Annotated in this window: 17 protein-coding genes and 1 riboswitch; of the genes, 13 read left to right on the top strand and 4 right to left on the bottom strand. The window is 62.7% G+C overall.

Annotation, left to right across the window (positions count from 1 at the left end; all coding sequences use genetic code 11):
* Positions 1-46 precede the first annotated feature (46 nt).
* The 6 genes from GJ699_RS04955 (at position 47) to GJ699_RS04930 (ending at position 10,089) form a co-directional block, all read left to right on the top strand.
* Positions 47-2,293, top strand: coding sequence for a heavy metal translocating P-type ATPase (locus GJ699_RS04955; protein WP_229261945.1), 2,247 nt, complete (start codon positions 47-49; stop codon positions 2,291-2,293).
* A gap of 1 nt (position 2,294) precedes the next feature.
* Positions 2,295-2,681 carry a Cu(I)-responsive transcriptional regulator gene (gene cueR, locus GJ699_RS04950; RefSeq protein WP_154373680.1) on the top strand — a complete coding sequence of 129 codons (387 nt, stop codon included), beginning with the start codon at positions 2,295-2,297 and terminating at the stop codon, positions 2,679-2,681.
* A gap of 100 nt (positions 2,682-2,781) precedes the next feature.
* Positions 2,782-3,002: riboswitch (cobalamin riboswitch) on the top strand.
* A 135-nt stretch (positions 3,003-3,137) separates the two neighbouring features.
* Entirely contained in the window at positions 3,138-3,704 is a 567-nt protein-coding gene (locus GJ699_RS04945) for a MotA/TolQ/ExbB proton channel family protein (protein WP_154373679.1), read from the top strand.
* A 1-nt stretch (position 3,705) separates the two neighbouring features.
* Complete coding sequence (locus tag GJ699_RS04940) at positions 3,706-4,041, top strand: DUF2149 domain-containing protein (RefSeq protein WP_154373677.1); 336 nt, start codon at positions 3,706-3,708, stop codon at positions 4,039-4,041.
* Positions 4,028-8,047: a cobaltochelatase subunit CobN gene (locus tag GJ699_RS04935; RefSeq protein WP_195763459.1), complete on the top strand. Its 4,020-nt coding sequence runs from the start codon at positions 4,028-4,030 to the stop codon at positions 8,045-8,047. Before GJ699_RS04940 ends, GJ699_RS04935 begins: the two co-directional genes overlap by 14 nt.
* Positions 8,044-10,089 carry a TonB-dependent receptor gene (locus GJ699_RS04930; protein ID WP_154373673.1) on the top strand — a complete coding sequence of 682 codons (2,046 nt, stop codon included), beginning with the start codon at positions 8,044-8,046 and terminating at the stop codon, positions 10,087-10,089. Before GJ699_RS04935 ends, GJ699_RS04930 begins: the two co-directional genes overlap by 4 nt.
* Here GJ699_RS04930 and GJ699_RS04925 read toward each other — a convergent pair.
* Entirely contained in the window at positions 10,086-10,835 is a 750-nt protein-coding gene (locus tag GJ699_RS04925) for a sulfite exporter TauE/SafE family protein (RefSeq protein WP_154373671.1), read from the bottom strand. The genes GJ699_RS04930 and GJ699_RS04925 overlap by 4 nt on opposite strands.
* A 46-nt stretch (positions 10,836-10,881) precedes the next feature.
* On the opposite strand from GJ699_RS04925, the gene GJ699_RS04920 reads away from it, so the two are divergent.
* On the top strand, positions 10,882-11,604 hold the full coding sequence (locus tag GJ699_RS04920) for a glutathione S-transferase (RefSeq protein WP_154373669.1): 723 nt from the start codon (positions 10,882-10,884) through the stop codon (positions 11,602-11,604).
* Here the strand turns inward: GJ699_RS04920 and GJ699_RS04915 are convergent, their stop codons facing one another.
* On the bottom strand, positions 11,605-11,805 hold the full coding sequence (locus tag GJ699_RS04915) for a heavy-metal-associated domain-containing protein (protein ID WP_154373667.1): 201 nt from the start codon (positions 11,803-11,805) through the stop codon (positions 11,605-11,607).
* 191 nt (positions 11,806-11,996) lie between these two features.
* Here GJ699_RS04915 and GJ699_RS04910 point away from each other — a divergent pair, with 191 nt between their 5' ends.
* Together GJ699_RS04910 and GJ699_RS04905 are read left to right on the top strand one after the other, a co-directional pair.
* Complete coding sequence (locus GJ699_RS04910) at positions 11,997-12,689, top strand: DUF4349 domain-containing protein (RefSeq protein WP_195763458.1); 693 nt, start codon at positions 11,997-11,999, stop codon at positions 12,687-12,689.
* Between the two features lie 85 nt (positions 12,690-12,774).
* Positions 12,775-13,209, top strand: a complete 435-nt coding sequence (locus GJ699_RS04905) for a hypothetical protein (protein ID WP_154373663.1) — start codon at positions 12,775-12,777, stop codon at positions 13,207-13,209.
* 4 nt (positions 13,210-13,213) lie between these two features.
* Here GJ699_RS04905 and fos read toward each other — a convergent pair whose 3' ends face one another.
* On the bottom strand, positions 13,214-13,624 hold the full coding sequence (gene fos / locus GJ699_RS04900) for a fosfomycin resistance glutathione transferase (protein ID WP_371867458.1): 411 nt from the start codon (positions 13,622-13,624) through the stop codon (positions 13,214-13,216).
* A 59-nt stretch (positions 13,625-13,683) separates the two neighbouring features.
* On the opposite strand from fos, the gene GJ699_RS04895 reads away from it, so the two are divergent.
* The 3 genes from GJ699_RS04895 to GJ699_RS04885 are packed head-to-tail and all read left to right on the top strand — an operon-like array spanning position 13,684 to position 15,583.
* The gene (locus tag GJ699_RS04895) at positions 13,684-14,163 is read left to right on the top strand and encodes a hypothetical protein (RefSeq protein WP_154373661.1); all 480 of its coding nucleotides are present in this window, start codon (positions 13,684-13,686) and stop codon (positions 14,161-14,163) included.
* Positions 14,164-14,184: 21 nt separating this feature from the next.
* Positions 14,185-14,997: an alpha/beta fold hydrolase gene (locus tag GJ699_RS04890; protein WP_154373659.1), complete on the top strand. Its 813-nt coding sequence runs from the start codon at positions 14,185-14,187 to the stop codon at positions 14,995-14,997.
* Positions 14,998-15,025: 28 nt separating this feature from the next.
* Positions 15,026-15,583, top strand: coding sequence for a DUF6891 domain-containing protein (locus GJ699_RS04885; protein WP_154373657.1), 558 nt, complete (start codon positions 15,026-15,028; stop codon positions 15,581-15,583).
* 3 nt (positions 15,584-15,586) lie between these two features.
* Here GJ699_RS04885 and GJ699_RS04880 read toward each other — a convergent pair whose 3' ends face one another.
* Positions 15,587-15,877, bottom strand: coding sequence for a type II toxin-antitoxin system HicB family antitoxin (locus tag GJ699_RS04880; protein ID WP_154373654.1), 291 nt, complete (start codon positions 15,875-15,877; stop codon positions 15,587-15,589).
* 279 nt (positions 15,878-16,156) lie between these two features.
* On the opposite strand from GJ699_RS04880, the gene GJ699_RS04875 reads away from it, so the two are divergent.
* Positions 16,157-16,372, top strand: a complete 216-nt coding sequence (locus GJ699_RS04875; RefSeq protein WP_154373652.1) for a hypothetical protein — start codon at positions 16,157-16,159, stop codon at positions 16,370-16,372.
* The last annotated feature ends 18 nt before the right edge of the window (positions 16,373-16,390 follow it).

The raw sequence follows: 16,390 nt of genomic DNA, 5'->3' as shown, positions 1-16,390 counted from the left end.
ATGGGATACTTGATACTGTGCACGTATTCACAGCATCGGGTGTCCCATGAATCAGCAAGCGATCAAAATTGAAGGCATGAGCTGCGCCTCCTGCGTCGGCAGGGTGGAGCGCGTGTTGGCGGCGGTGCCGGGCGTCGACAAGGTAAGTGTCAATCTGGCAACCGAGATGGCGCGGGTGGAATCCGCCGCGCCGCTCGATTTTGCCGTGCTCAAGCAAGTCATCGACAAAGCAGGCTACCAAGCCTCGCAACCCGAAGAGCTGTTCGCCGCTGCTGCCACAGCCGCCGCTTCGATTGCCCCCGCCATCGCCGATTCCCCCGCCGCGCCCGCTGCTGCTGCCGCCTCGACCCGTTCCGCGCGCCGCAACACACGCCAGCCGCAAGGCGGCACCGCAGTCCTGCTGGCCGCGCTGTTCTCCGCGCCGCTGCTGCTACCGATGCTGTTGCAACTGGCCGGGATCGACTGGATGCTGGATGGCCGCCTGCAATGGCTGCTCGCCACCCCGGTCCAATTCTGGCTGGGCGCGCGTTTTTATCGCGCCGGCTGGCTGGCCGCGCGCGCGCGCAGCGGCAATATGGACTTGCTGGTCGCCCTTGGCACCAGCGCCGCCTATGGCCTGAGCGTGTATCAACTGTTCACCGCCCACGCCATGCCGCACCTGTACTTTGAAGCGTCGGCCGTGGTGATCACGCTGGTCCTGCTGGGCAAATGGCTGGAAGCCCGCGCCAAGCGCCAGACCGCCGAGGCGATCCGCGCGCTGCAAACTCTGCGCCCCGAATCGGCGCGGGTGCGGCGCGATGGCCAGGACGTGGACGTCTCCATCAACCAAGTGCGCGTCGACGACATCATCGTCATCCGGCCCGGCGAACGGATCGCCGCCGACGGTGTGGTCACCGAAGGCGCCAGCCACGTCGACGAAGCGCTGATCACCGGAGAAAGCCTGCCGGTAGCCCGTCACGCCGGCGAACGCGTCACCGGCGGCGCGATTAACGGTGAGGGCTTGCTGCTGGTGCGCGTGACCGCCGTCGGCGCCGAAAGCACGCTGGCGCGCATCATCCGGCTGGTGGAGGATGCGCAAGCCGCCAAGGCGCCGGTGCAGCATTTGGTCGACCGTGTCAGCGCCGTATTCGTGCCGGTGGTGCTGGTGCTGGCGCTGCTGACCTTTGCCGGCTGGTGGCTGGTCGGTGGCGACGCTGAACAGGCCATCATCAACGCAGTGGCGGTGCTGGTGATTGCGTGTCCCTGCGCGTTAGGGCTGGCGACGCCGGCCGCCATCATGGCCGGCACCGGCGTCGCCGCCCGCCATGGCATTTTGATTAAAGACGCCGAAGCGTTGGAACTGGCGCACCGCATCACCACCGTCGCCTTCGACAAAACCGGCACGCTGACCGAAGGCCAGCCGTCGTTGGCGCTGCTTGCGCCGGCGCCCGGCGTGGACGAAGCGAGGCTGCTGCAACTGGCCGCCGCCGTCCAGCGCGGCAGCGAACACGCCTTGGCCCGCGCCGTACAGCAGGCTGCCAGTGGCGCTTCGCCGCTGCAGGCCTCCGATATCACCGCCTTACCTGGGCGCGGCGTGGCGGCGACGGTTGATGGGCAGCGCCTGATCCTCGGCAGCACGCGGCTGATGCAGGAGCAGGGCGTCGTACTGGAGACATTGACGGCACGCGCCGAAGCGCTGGAACGCGAAGGCCACACCATCTCCTGGCTGGCCGCGCCCGCCGGCGAAGGTGTGCTCGGCCTGCTCGCCTTCGGCGACCGCATCAAACCACAGGCCACGGCCGCAGTGCGGGCGCTGCATGCCATGGGCATCCACACCATCCTGCTCACCGGCGACAACCAGGGCAGCGCCGACGCCGTCGGCCACCAGCTTGGCGTGCAGCGCATCATCGCCAACATGCTGCCGGCCGACAAAGCCGCCACCATCGCGGCACTGAAAACCGACGGCGCCACCATCGCCATGGTCGGCGACGGCATCAACGACGCCCCCGCATTGGCGGCGGCTGACGTCGGCATCGCCATGTCCAGCGGCACCGACGTCGCCATGCACGCCGCCGGCATCACCCTGATGCGCGGCGACCCGGCGCTGGTGGCCGCAGCCATCTCGATCTCGCGCCGCAGCTACAACAAAATTCGCCAGAACCTGTTCTGGGCCTTCATCTACAACCTGATCGGCATACCACTGGCGGCACTCGGCATGCTGAACCCCATCGTCGCCGGTGGCGCGATGGCGCTGAGTTCCGTCAGCGTCATCAGCAACGCGCTGCTGCTGCGACGCTGGAAACCGGAGCAATAACATGAACATCGGCCAGGCCGCGGCGGCCAGTGGCGTCTCCGCCAAAATGATCCGCTACTACGAAAGCATCGCCCTGATCCCAGCCGGCAAGCGTAGCGAATCCGGCTACCGCATCTATGGCGAGAACGACCTGCACACCTTGCGCTTCGTCAAACGCGCGCGCCTGCTCGGCTTCTCGCTGGACCAGATCCGCGACCTGCTATCGCTGTGGCAGAACAAAGACCGCGCCAGTGGCGACGTCAAAAACATCGCCCTCGGCCATGTAGCCGAGCTCAACCAGCGCATCGCCGAACTGACCGAAATGCGCGACACCCTGCAAACCCTGGCCAGCTGCTGCCACGGCGACCACCGCCCCGACTGCCCCATCCTCCAAAGCCTCGCCGACTAACTCCGGGGTCAGGTCCATCATTTCTACACGTTCTCAGCCGTAGCGCGTGCGCTACGGCTGAGAACGTGTAGAAATGATGGACCTGACCCCGGATTGACGTATAATTCCGGCACGTTTTGGTGCTCGCGCGTCCGCTCAGGATGCGCAGTTAAACGGGAAACAGGATGCCGACTCCGGCTAACCTGTGCTGCCCCCGCAACGGTAAACAAGCGTCGCGCATCGCGCGACAATCCACTTCGCTATGCCACTGTGCTTCGTGCATGGGAAGGTCAGGTGGAGACGCTTGTCAGCCCGGATACCGGCCAAACAAGGGAAGACGCCACTGGCGTTTTCATTCAATTCGCTCACGGGGAGGTGAGCGGCTTGCATCTGTAGTTAACTAATCTATGCATTCATTCAGCGCGTCGCGGCCAGGCCGTTACGCGTCGTTGCGTGCTGCTTTTTCAGGATACGTCCATGCCCAATTTGCCCGCCGACGCGGCGATTCATTCGATTGAAACGCTGTTGTACTCTATCTCCAACTTGCTGTACCTGCCGGTACTGCTCGGTATCGCGGCGCTGACGCTGTATATGCTGGTCTGCTTTGGCACGCTGGTGGCGGAGGCGGTGGAACGCCGCCGTGGCATGCGGGTGCTGGTCGCCAGCGCCAAGCAGCAGATGGATGCGGCACGCAGTGCGCAGCCGGGCGAGCCGGCGCTGGACGCGCGTCTGGAGCGCGTGGTGCAGCGCGCCGACGCCGCCGGCATGCGTCGCCTGGACGGCGTGCGCTTTGTGGTGCGCGTCGGTCCGGCGCTGGGTTTGATGGGCACTCTGATCCCGATGGGCATTTCGCTGGCCGGTCTGGCGCAGGGCAATCTGCCGAAGATGGCGGAGTCGATGACCACCGCTTTCACCGCTACCGTGGTCGGCCTGGCGTGCAGCGTTACGGCCTATGTGCTGACGCTGGTGCGTGAACACTGGCTGCGCAACGATCTGACCGACATCGCCTTCGCCGCCGAAGCGCTGCTGGCAGCGGAGGGCTGAGATGCGCTATTTGAATAAACACCGCTTCAGCGCACGCGGCGAGCATGGTGATGATCCGCTGGCCGGCGTCGCCAATCTGTTCGACGCCAGCATCGTGTTCATCGTCGCCATGATGCTGGCGCTGTTCTCGGCCTGGAATATGATGGATCTGCTGGACCCGAATTCCGAAGTCACCATCGCCAAGAAATCGGCCGACGGTCACGTCGAGGTGCTGACCAAGAAGGGCTCCGAAATCAAGGTGAGCAAGGTCAGTGACAAGCCGCTGTCCGGCTCCGGCAAGCGTTTGGGCACGGCGTATCAGCTGCCGGATGGGAAGGTGGTCTATGTTCCGGAATAAGCTTTGGCTGGCAGCTCTGATGCTGCTGTCGCTGTGCGTGGCCGGCTACGTACATTCGGCGCAGGCGCCGCGCACGCTGGCGCTGATGCTGGGTGATGTGGAATCGCGTCCCGCCGTGCTGGCGGTGCGCGGCCTGCAAACGGAGCTGAAGGCGCTGAATCTCGCCATCCGCATCATCCCGGTCAATGGCCTGACGCCGGCCGATCGCAGCGCGCTGGCGGGCGCCGATGTGGCGGTCATCAACGTCAAGGGGCGGCAGGCGATGGCCGGGCTCACCACGGAACTTGAAACGCTGCAGAAAGCGCGCAAGCCGGTGTTCGCGGTGGGCGCGCTGGACGACAGCTTGCGCGAGCTGGGTGTGCGCGATGATAAAGCCATTCAATCCTATCACGCCGAAGGCGGTGTGGAGAACATCGGCAATCTGCTGCGCTACATTCTGAAGACGCAGTTCGGCGCACAGGTCAGCGCGGCGCCGGTGCATGCGATGCCGGAGGCGGGCCTGTACGATGTGGCGGCCAATCGCACCGTCGCCAGCTACGACGATTACGTGCGCGGTTACGCGCATTACAAACCGGGTGCGCCGTGGATCGCCGTGCCGTTCTATCGCGCCAGTCTGGTGGCGGGACAAACGTTGCCGCTGGCGGCGATTGTCGCGCGACTGGAAGCCAGCGGCTATAACGCGCTGCCGGTGTTTGGCTATCCGTATGAGGTGCCACTCAAGCTGCTGTTGGATGAAAACGGCAAGAGCCGCGTCGATCTGATCGTCGCGCTGGGCATGAAGGTGGGCGGCACCACCAGCGTGGGCGCGATGCTGGACAAGATCGGCGTCCCCGCCATCAACGCCATCACGCTGAGCCAGCAGACGTTGGCGCAGTGGCAGGAATCCAAAATCGGCCTGGATATCATCGAGCGTACCTGGCAACTGGCCGGCGCGGAAGCGGCGGGCCTGATCCAGCCGACCGTGGTCGCCAGCCGCGAACGCATCAGCGATGCGCAGACCGGCCTGGCCTACGTTGAAGAGACGCCTATCCCGGAGCGCATCGAGCGTCTGAACGAGCGCGTGGCCGCCTGGCTCGCGCTGCGGGAAAAGGCCAATGCCGACAAGCGTGTCGCCATGATCTACTTTAACTATCCGCACGGTTCGGAGACCATCGGCGCGGCTTACCTGAACGTGCTGCCGGAAAGCCTGTGGCAGATCGTTCAGCGCCTGAAGCACGATGGCTACCGCACCGGCGAAGCGCTGCCGACCAGCGAGGCCGAGCTGCAAGGCGAAATCCAGAAGTGGGGCAATTACCCCGGCAAATCGAAAGGCGATTACAACGCGGGCTTGAAACATCTGGCCGAAAGCGGCCAGGCCTTGCTGGTGCCGTTGAGCGAATACCAGCAGTGGTTTAGCCAACTGGCCGCGCCGCTGCGCGCGGCGATCGAACAATCGTGGGGCAAGCCGGAGAACGCGCCGGTCCTGTGGCGCAATGCCAAGGGCGAGGCGTTCTTCGTCTACCCGGCACGCCGCTTCGGCAATGTGCTGATGGCGCCGCAGCCCGGCCGCGCCTGGGAGCAGAATCTGGAGAAGCTGCACAATGAAGTCAGCATGCCGCCATCGCACGAGTACATCGCTTTCTATCTATGGCTGCAAAAGGACTTCCGCGCGCACGCCGTCATGCACATCGGTACCCACGGCACGCAGGAATGGCTGACCGGTAAAGAGGCCGGCCTGTCCGACAGCGATCCGACCGAAGCGCTGATCGGCGCCATGCCCAACATCTATCCCTATGTGATGGACGACGTGGGCGAGGGCATCCAGGCCAAGCGGCGCGGCATGGCCACCATCATCGACCACATGACGCCACCGTTCGATATCGCCGGCCTGAATCCGGATCTGCGCGAACTGGGCGCGCTGCTCAACGACTATCGCGTGGCCGAGCAAAAGAGTCCGCTGCTGGCGGCCAGCCATCTGAAAGCCATCAACCAGATCGCCGCCAAGGCCGGCGTGTTGAAGGACATGAAGAAGAAAGAGCTGAAGTCGGAAGCCGATATGGAAGGGCTGGAGGAATACCTGGACGACACCGGCAACAAGCTGACGCCTTTCGGCCTGCATACCTTTGGCGTGGCGCCCAACGCCGAACAACGCAACGCCACCGCGCGCGCCGTGGTCAGTCTGGATACCGACGCCACGCCGGAGCAAAAAAGCAAGCGCATCGCGCAGCTGGAAGCGGACATCGAACTCAGCGCGCAACTGGAGCTGGATCGTCTGATGCAGGCGCTGGACGGCCGCTATATCCCGACTGGCGTGAGCGCGGACCTGGTGCGCAATCCAAACGCGCTGCCGACCGGCCGCAACTTCTTCGGCCTCGATCCGTCGCGCATTCCGAGCAAGGCGACGTATGACGCCGGCGCCAAACTGGCGCAGCAGCTGGCGGACGATTACCGCAAGCGCCACGGCGCCTGGCCGGAAAAGCTCAGCATGAATTTGTGGGGCGTGGAGACGTCGCGTCACGAGGGTGTGATGGAAGCGCAGGCGATGGCGTTGATGGGTGTACGTCCGACCTGGGATGAACGGGGCCGCGTCACCGGCGTGGAAGCGATCAGCCGCAAGCAGCTGGGCCGCCCGCGCGTGGATGTAACGCTGATTTCGTCCGGCCTGTTCCGCGATCTGTTCCCGAATCTGTTGACGTTGATGGATCAGGCGGCGCAGCTGGCGCAGAAGCAGGACGATGAAGGCGGCAACGTGCTGCAGCAGCACAGCGGCAAGGTCGCCGCGTCGCTGGCGAAGCGCGGCATGTCGGCCGAGGAGGCGCAGCGACTGGCTTCGGTGCGTATCTTCGGCTTGCCGAGCGGCGCTTACGGGACGCAGATCGAGAAGCTGATCCCGCTCACCAACGCCTGGCAGAACGAGAAGGAAGTGGCCGATGTGTTCATCAACCGCATGAGCCATCCGTTCGGCGCCGGCTATTGGGGCGACGACAAGGCCAATCCGGAGCAGCGCCGCGAACTGTTCAAGCAAGCGCTGTCCGGCAGCCAGATCGCGCTGCACAGCCGTTCCAGCAATCTGTTTGCGACCTTGGATAACGATGACTTCTTCCAGTATCTGGGCGGTACCGCGATGGCGATCCGCAGTGTGGACGGCAAGACGCCGGAAGTGATGGTCAGCGATCTCTCCAACCCGCGCCGCGCCACCCACAAGACGCTGGAGCAGTACATGGGGCAGGAGATGCAGGCGCGTTACCTGAACCCGCGCTGGGCCGACAGCATGCTGAAGGAGGGCTATTCCGGCGCGCGCTACATCAATCGCGTGGTGGACTATCTGTGGGCGTGGCAGGTGACGGTGCCGGAGGTGGTCGACGACGGTAAGTGGCAGCGCATGTACGACACTTATGTCGAGGACCGTCACGGCCTGAAGGTGCGCGAGCGCTTTGCCGATGCCGGCAATCTGCGCGCTTTCCAGGCCGTCACTGACCGTATGCTGAGCGCGATCGAGCGCGGTTACTGGAAGCCCAGCGCCGCCGTGCGCGCCAAGCTGACGCAGATGAACGCGCAGGCGATCAAGGACGCTGGCGTCTCGTGCAGCGCGGATTCGTGCAGCAAGGCGACGCTGAAGGTGGCGCCGCAGTTCAGTGCCGACTTTGTGCCAAACGTCGGCACCAATACGGCTATCGCTCATGGCGCTGCTGCCGCCGCACGCGCAGGCGGTGCCGCGCCGTCGCCGCAGTTGGCAGTGCAGAACGCGGCCGCAGAGCTGCAGGCGTTGCAGGCCAAGGCCGATGCCGAGGTACAGCAGCCGCCGGCTCAGAAACCGGCAGCGGCCAAGCCGGCGCCCGCGCCGCAGGCCAAGCCGCAAGCCGCCGACGCCAAAGTCAGCGGCTTTGAAATGGAAACCCTGACCAATCTGACGCCGGTTCAAAAGACTGTCGGCAGCCTGGTGATGCTGGCACTGGCCGCTGCGCTGATTGGCGTGGGCTATGTCAGCCGTCGTAACAAACTTCGCAAATTGAAAGGCTATTTATGATGCGCCCATCCCTCGTTGCCCTGGCGGCGATCCTGCCGCTGGTGGCTCACGCCGACAGCGATACCGAACCGGTCGAAAAAGTCGAGGTGCGCGGCCATTACGATAATGGTGTTGGCACCTCGGGCGCAGCCAGCCAGGGCGCGGTGACAGCGGAGCTGATCGCCAATCGTCCGGCGCTGCGGCCCGGCGAGCTGCTGGAGTTCGTGCCCGGCGTGATCGTTACTCAGCATAGCGGCGACGGCAAGGCCAATCAGTACTTCCTGCGCGGCTTCAATCTCGATCACGGCACCGACTTCGCGACCTTTGTCGACGGCATGCCTGTCAACATGCGCACCCACGCGCATGGCCAGGGTTATACCGATCTGAATTTCCTGATCCCTGAACTGGTCGATCGCATCAACTACAAAAAAGGTCCGTACTACGCCGACGAAGGCGACTTCGCCTCGGCCGGCGCGGCGCACATGACGCTGGCGAACAAGCTGAAGGAAAACACCGCCAGCGTCACTGTCGGCGAAAACCAATACGTGCGTTCGGTCGTCACCGGTTCGACACCACTGGCTGCGGGGACGCTGGTGTATGGTGCGGAACTGGCGCACAACAACGGCCCGTGGGTAACGCCGGAAGCTTTCCACAAAAGCCTGGGCGTGCTGCGTTACGCGCAGGGCGCCAGCGATGACCAGTTTACCGTGACTGGCATGTTCTACAAGGGCGCCTGGTACGCCAGCAACCAGATTCCGCTGCGCGCGGTGCAAAGCGGGGCGCTGGATGAATTTGGCGCCGTCGATACCAGCGATGGCGGCCGGACTTCGCGTTACAGCCTGTCCGCCACCATGCGCAAGCGCAGCAGCGACAGTCTGTTGCAGGCCAGTGCCTACGTGGTGCAATCGAGCCTGACGCTGTTCAATGACTTCACCTACTTCCTCGACGACCCGGTCAACGGTGACCAGTCACGCCAGAGCGAGAAGCGCCGCATGGGTGGCTTCGATGTGGCGCAGACCTGGTTCAGCCACTGGGGCGGTCTGGATGTCAGCAACAAGGTTGGCTTGCAGGGCCGCTACGACTACCTGTCGCCACTGGGCCTGTACGCCACGCGCAATGAGCAGACCTTGAGCGTGATCTCCGAATCGAAGGTGAAGGAAGGCAGCCTGGGCGCCTACCTTGAAAACACCGTGCAGTGGCGCGACTGGCTGCGCACCATCGCTGGTCTGCGCTACGACCGTTATCGCTTCGATGTGAACAGCAGTATTGCGGAGAACTCGGGCAAGGTCAGCGCGGGCACCACTTCACCGAAATTCTCGGTGGTGCTGGGACCATGGGCCAAGACTGAATTTTTCATCAATTACGGCGAAGGCTTCCACAGCAACGACGCGCGCGGCACCACGGTGCACCTGACGCCGAAAGAGCTGCTGCCGACCGATCCGGTCACGCCGCTGGTGAAAACGCGCGGTGCGGAACTTGGTGCGCGCACCGAATTCATCCCCGGCTTGCAAAGCTCAATGGCGTTGTGGAAGCTGCGTTCGGCTTCGGAACTGGTGTTCTCCGGCGATGCTGGCGATACTTCCCCGAGCCGTGGCAGCTACCGCTCCGGCGTCGAGTGGAACAACCACTACATCGCCAACGCCTGGCTGCTGTTCGATCTGGACATGGCTTACTCGCGCGCGCACTACACCGAGCATGACGAAGTGGGCGACTACATTCCGGGCGCGGTCGGCAAAGTGGCGTCGTTTGGCGCCACCATCAGCGACCTGGGGCCATGGTCGGCGGCGTTCCAGTTGCGTTACTTCGGACCGCGTCCGCTGATCGAGGATAACAGCATCCGCTCAGCCGCCACCGCGATTGCCTATGCGCGCCTGGGCTATAAACTCAACCGCCGCTGGACGGTGCAGCTGGATGCCTTCAACCTGTTCGACCGCCGTGTCAGCGATGTGGACTACTACTACGCCTCGCGCCTGCAGGGCGAGCCGGCCGAGGGTGTGACGGACATTCACTATCATCCGGCCGAGCGCCGCACCATGCGTGTGACAGTGAAGACCACCTTCTAACGGCTGAACATCCAGACTGTGAGCACCGCACCGACCATCACCACAAAGCCGCGCATCAGCTTTTCCGGCAGGCGGTGTATCAGGTAGCCGCCGCACATGCCGCCGGCGATGCCGCCCACGCAGAGCGCCAGCGCGGCCGGCCAGCTGATTAAGTTCGAGGTGGCGAAGATCAGCGTGGCGGCGGCGTTCATGGCCATCGCCAGCACGTTCTTGGTGGCGGTGGCGGCGCGTACCTGCTGGCCGGCGATGGTCAGCGCGGCCAGCATCAGAAAACCGATGCCGCCACCGAAGTAACCGCCGTAGATGGCGATGCAGGTCTGGATCAGCACCAGTAGCCAGACCGGCATGCCGCTGGCCGCATGCAGCGGCTTGCGGCGGAAGCTACCCCACGCGAACACCGAGGTGGCGAATAGCACCAGCCACGGCACCAGCTTTTCAAAGATCGACGGCGGCGTGTGCAGCAACAGCAGCGCGCCGGCCACGCCGCCGATGGTGCTGATGATGAACAGCTTGCGGAAGCTGAGCGCGCCGACGTCGCTTACCAGCTTGCGTCCCGCATAGGCGGCGGTGCTCTGGCTGGGGAACATGGCGATGGTGGATGTCATGTTGGCCGCCAGTGGATTGAGGCCGGCCAGCAGCAGGGCGGGGAAGGTGATGAAGGAACCGCCGCCGGCCAGCGCATTCTGTACGCCGGCGAAGAAGCCGGCGGCGGCGATCATCAGGACGATATGGGTGTCGAGTGGCATGGGCTATCGGGCGGCGTGGCTGATCAGCTGATGCTACCATGGGCGCATGATGACTCCTTATCAACTACTTTACTGGGATGGCCTGCAGGGCCGCGGTGAATTCGTCCGGCTGGCGCTGGAGGAGGCCGGCGTGCCATATGTGGACGTGGCGCGGCTCAAGGGCGGCATGCCGAAGCTGACGGCCGCGCTGGATGGCGAGCAGGTCGAGCATCCATCGTTTGCGCCACCGGTGCTGAAGGTTGGCGATCAGCTGATCGGGCAGACCGCGAACATCCTGCTGTTCCTGGGCGCGAAGCATGGGCTGGCGCCGCGTGCGCAGGAGGGGCGGCTGTGGTGCAATCAGCTACAGCTGACCATCGCGGATATCGTGGCGGAGGCGCATGATACGCATCACCCCATCTCCACCAACCTGTATTACGAGGATCAGAAAAAAGAAGCCAAGGCGCGGGCGCGCGACTTCCGCGAGCAGCGCATTCCCAAGTTTCTCGATTATTTCGAGGGCGTGGTGCAGCGTAATCCGGGGCGGGGCGGTTATGCGGTGGGATCGCGCTTGACGTATGTGGACTTGTCGCTGTTCCAGCTGATCGAGGGGCTGAGCTATGCGTTTCCGAAGACGATGGCGCGGCTGGCGCCATCGTATCCCGGCCTGTTCGCCTTGCGCGACAAGGTGGCGCAGCGGCCGAACGTCGCAGCCTACCTGCGTTCGAAGCGGCGGATACCGTTCAATGAGAGCGGCATCTTCCGGCAGTATCCGGAACTGGATAAATAATCAGACCGCGCTGGTGACTGGATAACCGGCATCGGCGATGGCCGATTTCAGCGGCGTCAGCGGCGTCGCGCTGTCGATCTTGACCGATTTGGTGGTCAAGTCGATTTCCACCTTGGCGGCGGCGTCGATCTCCTGCACAGCCTTGGTCACGGCGCCCACACAGTGGCCGCAGCTCATGTTTTCTACTTGCAGCTGGTACATCGCATACTCCTCAAACAGTTTGGAATACCTACACTGTAATCCTTCCCGCTGTGGGAAGGTCAAGCGGATTTCACTGTGGCGCTGTTATGATTTGGCCTTTCCTTACTCGTGGGTGTGAACGCATGAACAGAATACTGTATTTGCTTTGTGCCCTTTGTTTGATTGCCTGCAGCGGCAGGGAGCAGGGCGACATGGCATCGGTTGTGGCGCCCAAGGAGCGCGACAAGTTTCTGGCGTACGAACACGCCGCCACCATTCAAACCGATGAGGGGAAGGTCAAACCACTGTTCGATCGCCTGGTCGCGGCTTGCGAGGCGGATCGGGACAACCAATGTGCGCTGATGAAGTCCTCGGTCGAGGGCGGACGCTATGAAGCGGCGCAGTTGCGGATGCGTGCCAAGTCGGCCGGCATCAACAAGCTGCTGGCTTTGGCGGCTGCCGGCGGCGAACTGGCGCGGCAGGAAACCAGTGTTGAGGATCTGGCGCGGCCGGTGGCGGACAATGCCAAACGGCTGGAGATGCTGCACGCGTATCAGCAGAAGTTGGACAAGCTGGCGCGCAAGCCGGGATTGGATGCGGATGCGTTGATCAAGCTGGCCAAGGAACAGGCATCGGTGCAGTCAGAGCTGGAGCAAGCCAATGGCGAAGCCGCGCATCTGCTGGCGCGCATGAATCTGGATATCTTGAATGTGACGATTCAGTCGCGTGAGCGGCAGTCGTTCTGGACACCGGTACGGTATGCGGCTGAAGGATTTGGCGGCAATCTGTCATCGGGCATCGCCAGCGTGGTGACTGGGCTGGCGTATCTGCTGCCTTGGTTACTGGTGATGGCACTGGCGTTCTGGCTGCTGCGCAAACTGTGGCGCAAGGTCGCGAAGAAATAGCACGCGCCGTGACAATCCGCGCGTTTTCCCGCTATGCGCCGGAATTACACTGGAGGCGTGAGCCATTTTAGTTCGGAGGAATGAGATGAAAAGCGCGCTTCAGTTAATGGTGTTGATTGCGGCCGGTATGTCGAACGCCCATGCGGTGTGCGGCGTGCAGTCTGTTGAGGTATCCAGCGGCAAACTTGAAGTGGGGCGATGGGATGTGGTGTCGCCTGAAATCCACCGACTGACGCTGCCGAACGGTTTCGCATTGGGATTGCAGATCGAACCCGCATCGCCAGAGAAGAGTAAAGAGATCGCCAAGAAGCTCGCGGGCTATCCGCCTGTTGAATGGGTGAAGATTTCGCTATACGACCTCAGAGGCCCGCAACCCAAACAGTTAACCTACACTTGGGGCGGCGCGAACTCCTATCAGGGCTATGGCCCAGGAGGTGGTGCGGATCGGGTCAGAGAAATTGGCGAACCTGGCATCGAACTCAAACTCACCAAGCCCAAATGCGCCAATACGCATTCGTGAGTGGCTAGTCGAAAAATCGCATCCCTGCGTAGGGCTTCTGTTTGCATTCAGCCAGGCGGGAGGCGAGGGAGCCTACGTGTGCTTCCAATTGATGTCCATCCGGATCAAGGAAGTAGAACGAATCTCCTTCGCTGCGATTCTCTTTCCACGTGCGCACCTCGTTATCCGACAGGCGCTGTGTGAATTCGTCGAAATCCTGCTGACGGATTGAAAACGCGTAGTGGGTATATCCGGCCGCCTGCGCTGCGGTCTTCTCGTTGCTCAACGATAGACATAACCACAGCTCGCCCAGAGACAGGTAAGCTCCGGTGTTCCAGATAGCCTCAGGTCGAAATCCAAGCAGGCGTGAGTAAAAATCAAAGCTGCGCGACAGGTCGTTAACCGCGAGCGTCAAATGGTTAAAACCAGTAAGCACCGTGAACCTTGCTGTGAGAGGTTTGAAGGTGCTATCTTATCAAATCGGCAGCTCACTGGATGAACGCCACCGCAACGATGGGACTATTACGTATTCAGAACAGGCGCTTGGATTTTCCCATGAAAATTGCAGCCCGCGACACTAAATTCTTGCGATTGGATCTACTATTCTGCTTGTGGTCGTCGGCGGCGCTTTGTGCGGCTGTGTCGCATACCCTCTTGCCGTTCTGGACGGCGGCTGGAACCACCTGGATGCCTTCCGTGCATTGGCAGCGGGAGATCGCCTATTTCGACATCTTCATTGCCGGCGTCTTGCTCTGGGCGGCTCGGCAGAAAGATGTCGCGATCAAGCGCCAGTTTGCCCTGCTGTTGTGCGGATTGTCTGTCGTGCTCGGCGAGAATCATCTGGAAGGATGGCTGCAGGACGCGAAGATATTTCATGTGCTCTTCACGGTCGCTAATTTTTGTGCCGCGCTGTGGGCCATCGGGGCTTATTGGCTTAGCCGGCGGTCTGTTCAGAGGGGATTGCCAATTGCTTAAACCCATCGTATGCTTTTGCGGATGACTATTCTGATAAAACATACGTTGATCGGTTTCGCGCTGGTGGCTGGCCTGGCGCAGGCGGCACCGCCGGCGGGGCAGAATGCGTTGGCCGGCGCGCAGGTGCGGGTCGATGTCGGCGGCCGTAAATTGAACCTGTATTGCACCGGCAAGGGCGCGCCGACGGTGCTGTTCGAGGCCGATGCCGGCCGCGCTGGCTGGGACTGGTCGGCGGTGCTGCCGGACATCGCGCAGCGCACCCGCGCCTGCGTCTACGACCGCGCCGGCTTCGGCGCCAGCGATCCCATCATCCGCGCCGCCAACGTGGCCAACGCCGGCAAGGATCTGAATTTCCTCATCAAGAATGCCCATCTCGACGGCCCGTTCGTGCTGGTCGGCGCCGGCTATGGCGCGATGGTGGCGCAGCATGTCGCCTTGCGCTCGCGCGGCGTGCAGGTCGCCGGCCTGGTGCTGGTGCAGCCGATGCGCGAAGACGCCTTGCCCGCCGATCGCGCCCAGCAGCTGGAGGCGGTGCTGGCCTGTCTGGCGTCGGTGGAGCAGGGCAAGCCGGCGCCCAACTGCGGCTATCCCGATACGCCGCTCAACCCCGAGGTCGGCCCCGCGCTGGCGGCGGCACAGGCGGCGCAAGCCGGCAAGCTGACTTACTGGCGCGCCCGCGCGTCGGAGCTGGATAGTCTGGAACAGAGCGCGTCGCAATTGCGCGCAGCGCGCAAGCCGTTCGGTGAGATGCCGGTGGTGGAAGTGCAGCAGTCGGACCCTGCGGCCATCGTGGCCGCTATTGTGAAGGTGTTGGAGCAGCAAGTTACCCGGTAAATCGTGCATCACTGAGTGGAGTGGTTGAATGACGGAAGACGAGCAATATGTGGCAGACCATATCGCCCTCTGGGTAGGGGCCGGTTTTTACAGCGGTGAGGAAATCGAGGAGATGATCCTCGACATTGCCGCCGAAGGCTGCAATATCGCTGTGCTCACATCATTGGTCGGCCCCGCGCTGGAACGCAAGCTGAGCGAGCAACGCAGTTGGCCCGAGGTCACCGATTGCGACCGTCTCGACCGCATTTTCGACGAACTGCACGAGGGCGGCATCTGCGCGCTGTCCAACGCCGGCTACACCATGTCCGATGGCCACGCGGACGTGGCGGAAGCACTGGCCGCCGGCCCCGACGGCCATTACCGTGGTTACTGCTTCTATCACGGTCAGGATGTCGAGCGCGCCGTCAAAGGCCATGGCGTGATGATCGCCTTTGGCCATGTGCGCGGCGATCCGGCGCGCGACCAGCGCATCGGCCAGGCGGTGGCGGCGGCGCTGAACGACGCCGGCTTCGCGGTCGAGTGGGATGGCAGCAGCAAGCAGCGCATCAATATCCCCGGCTTCCGCTGGCAGCGCCGGCGCAGCTAGCGTTTAACTCTCAGGCGGATCGTCGAGCCGGGCCAGGTCCAGGCTGACCAGCGCCCAGATGCCGTCGGCATAATCCGGCTCCTGCGATAAAGTCTCCACCTCGGACGGTTTGATTTCGAACGGCTTGCCTTGCTCCACCAACTGGCCGACGTGGCCGTAGATGGCCTTGGTGGCATTGCTCATGGCTTTGCCCACTGTTTCGCCTGTGGTCACGCAGCCGGGGATGTCCGGTATCGTGACGCCGTATTGCTTGCGGGCGCCCACCGTCTTCTGGATGAGGATAGGGATGTCCATGGTGTCTGACCTCTGTTGGCGCGAAACACGGGCAAAATCAATCACTTGGGAGTCTAGTGTCATACACCTTGGCGCCGCTTACAAGCACTTTTACAGACGCGCGTTACAGCTTTATGCGTGGTTTTTAAGAGATTGACATGAACTATTGCCTCCGATAATATTCAAAAGATGCCTTTGTGCATCATAATTATTCGTACAGAAATGTACGCAACCATGGTCCCTTATCCCCGTACCTGGCCCGACACCGCGCTTTCTCAACCGAACCATCCGGGGATCAAAATGAAATTCGTCAAACCAGCGGCTCTTGCCGTTGCTCTCGCTTATGGCACCGTCGACGATGACGCCGCCATTTTTCAACCGGCGCCGACAGGCGCAGACGCTCACGACGCCATCGATTTTTCGGGTGTCATCGATGTTGCTGTTGCCAATTTGCCTTACGGCGCGGTGTGGCCCCAAAAAACTCAGCCCCGCCGGCATTGCTGCGGGCGGGGCTGAAAACGATTTAAATCGTTT

The organism is Duganella guangzhouensis (genome assembly GCF_009674535.1).
In the GTDB taxonomy this organism is placed as follows: domain Bacteria; phylum Pseudomonadota; class Gammaproteobacteria; order Burkholderiales; family Burkholderiaceae_D; genus Rugamonas; species Rugamonas guangzhouensis.
The sequence above is the reverse complement of the archived record's forward strand: the minus strand, read 5'-3'. Positions and strand labels throughout refer to the sequence as shown.

Coding starts and splice junctions, on each gene's coding strand:
- GJ699_RS04935 (WP_195763459.1), top strand. CDS start 4,028: ATGTTCCGGAATAAGCTTTGGCTGGCAGCTCTGATGCTGCTGTCGCTG.
- GJ699_RS04890 (WP_154373659.1), top strand. CDS start 14,185: ATGACTATTCTGATAAAACATACGTTGATCGGTTTCGCGCTGGTGGCT.
- GJ699_RS04955 (WP_229261945.1), top strand. CDS start 47: ATGAATCAGCAAGCGATCAAAATTGAAGGCATGAGCTGCGCCTCCTGC.
- cueR (WP_154373680.1), top strand. CDS start 2,295: ATGAACATCGGCCAGGCCGCGGCGGCCAGTGGCGTCTCCGCCAAAATG.
- GJ699_RS04930 (WP_154373673.1), top strand. CDS start 8,044: ATGATGCGCCCATCCCTCGTTGCCCTGGCGGCGATCCTGCCGCTGGTG.
- GJ699_RS04895 (WP_154373661.1), top strand. CDS start 13,684: ATGAACGCCACCGCAACGATGGGACTATTACGTATTCAGAACAGGCGC.
- GJ699_RS04880 (WP_154373654.1), bottom strand. CDS start 15,877: ATGGACATCCCTATCCTCATCCAGAAGACGGTGGGCGCCCGCAAGCAA.
- GJ699_RS04940 (WP_154373677.1), top strand. CDS start 3,706: ATGCGCTATTTGAATAAACACCGCTTCAGCGCACGCGGCGAGCATGGT.
- GJ699_RS04875 (WP_154373652.1), top strand. CDS start 16,157: ATGAAATTCGTCAAACCAGCGGCTCTTGCCGTTGCTCTCGCTTATGGC.
- GJ699_RS04885 (WP_154373657.1), top strand. CDS start 15,026: ATGACGGAAGACGAGCAATATGTGGCAGACCATATCGCCCTCTGGGTA.
- GJ699_RS04925 (WP_154373671.1), bottom strand. CDS start 10,835: ATGCCACTCGACACCCATATCGTCCTGATGATCGCCGCCGCCGGCTTC.
- GJ699_RS04920 (WP_154373669.1), top strand. CDS start 10,882: ATGATGACTCCTTATCAACTACTTTACTGGGATGGCCTGCAGGGCCGC.
- GJ699_RS04915 (WP_154373667.1), bottom strand. CDS start 11,805: ATGTACCAGCTGCAAGTAGAAAACATGAGCTGCGGCCACTGTGTGGGC.
- GJ699_RS04905 (WP_154373663.1), top strand. CDS start 12,775: ATGAAAAGCGCGCTTCAGTTAATGGTGTTGATTGCGGCCGGTATGTCG.
- GJ699_RS04945 (WP_154373679.1), top strand. CDS start 3,138: ATGCCCAATTTGCCCGCCGACGCGGCGATTCATTCGATTGAAACGCTG.
- GJ699_RS04910 (WP_195763458.1), top strand. CDS start 11,997: ATGGCATCGGTTGTGGCGCCCAAGGAGCGCGACAAGTTTCTGGCGTAC.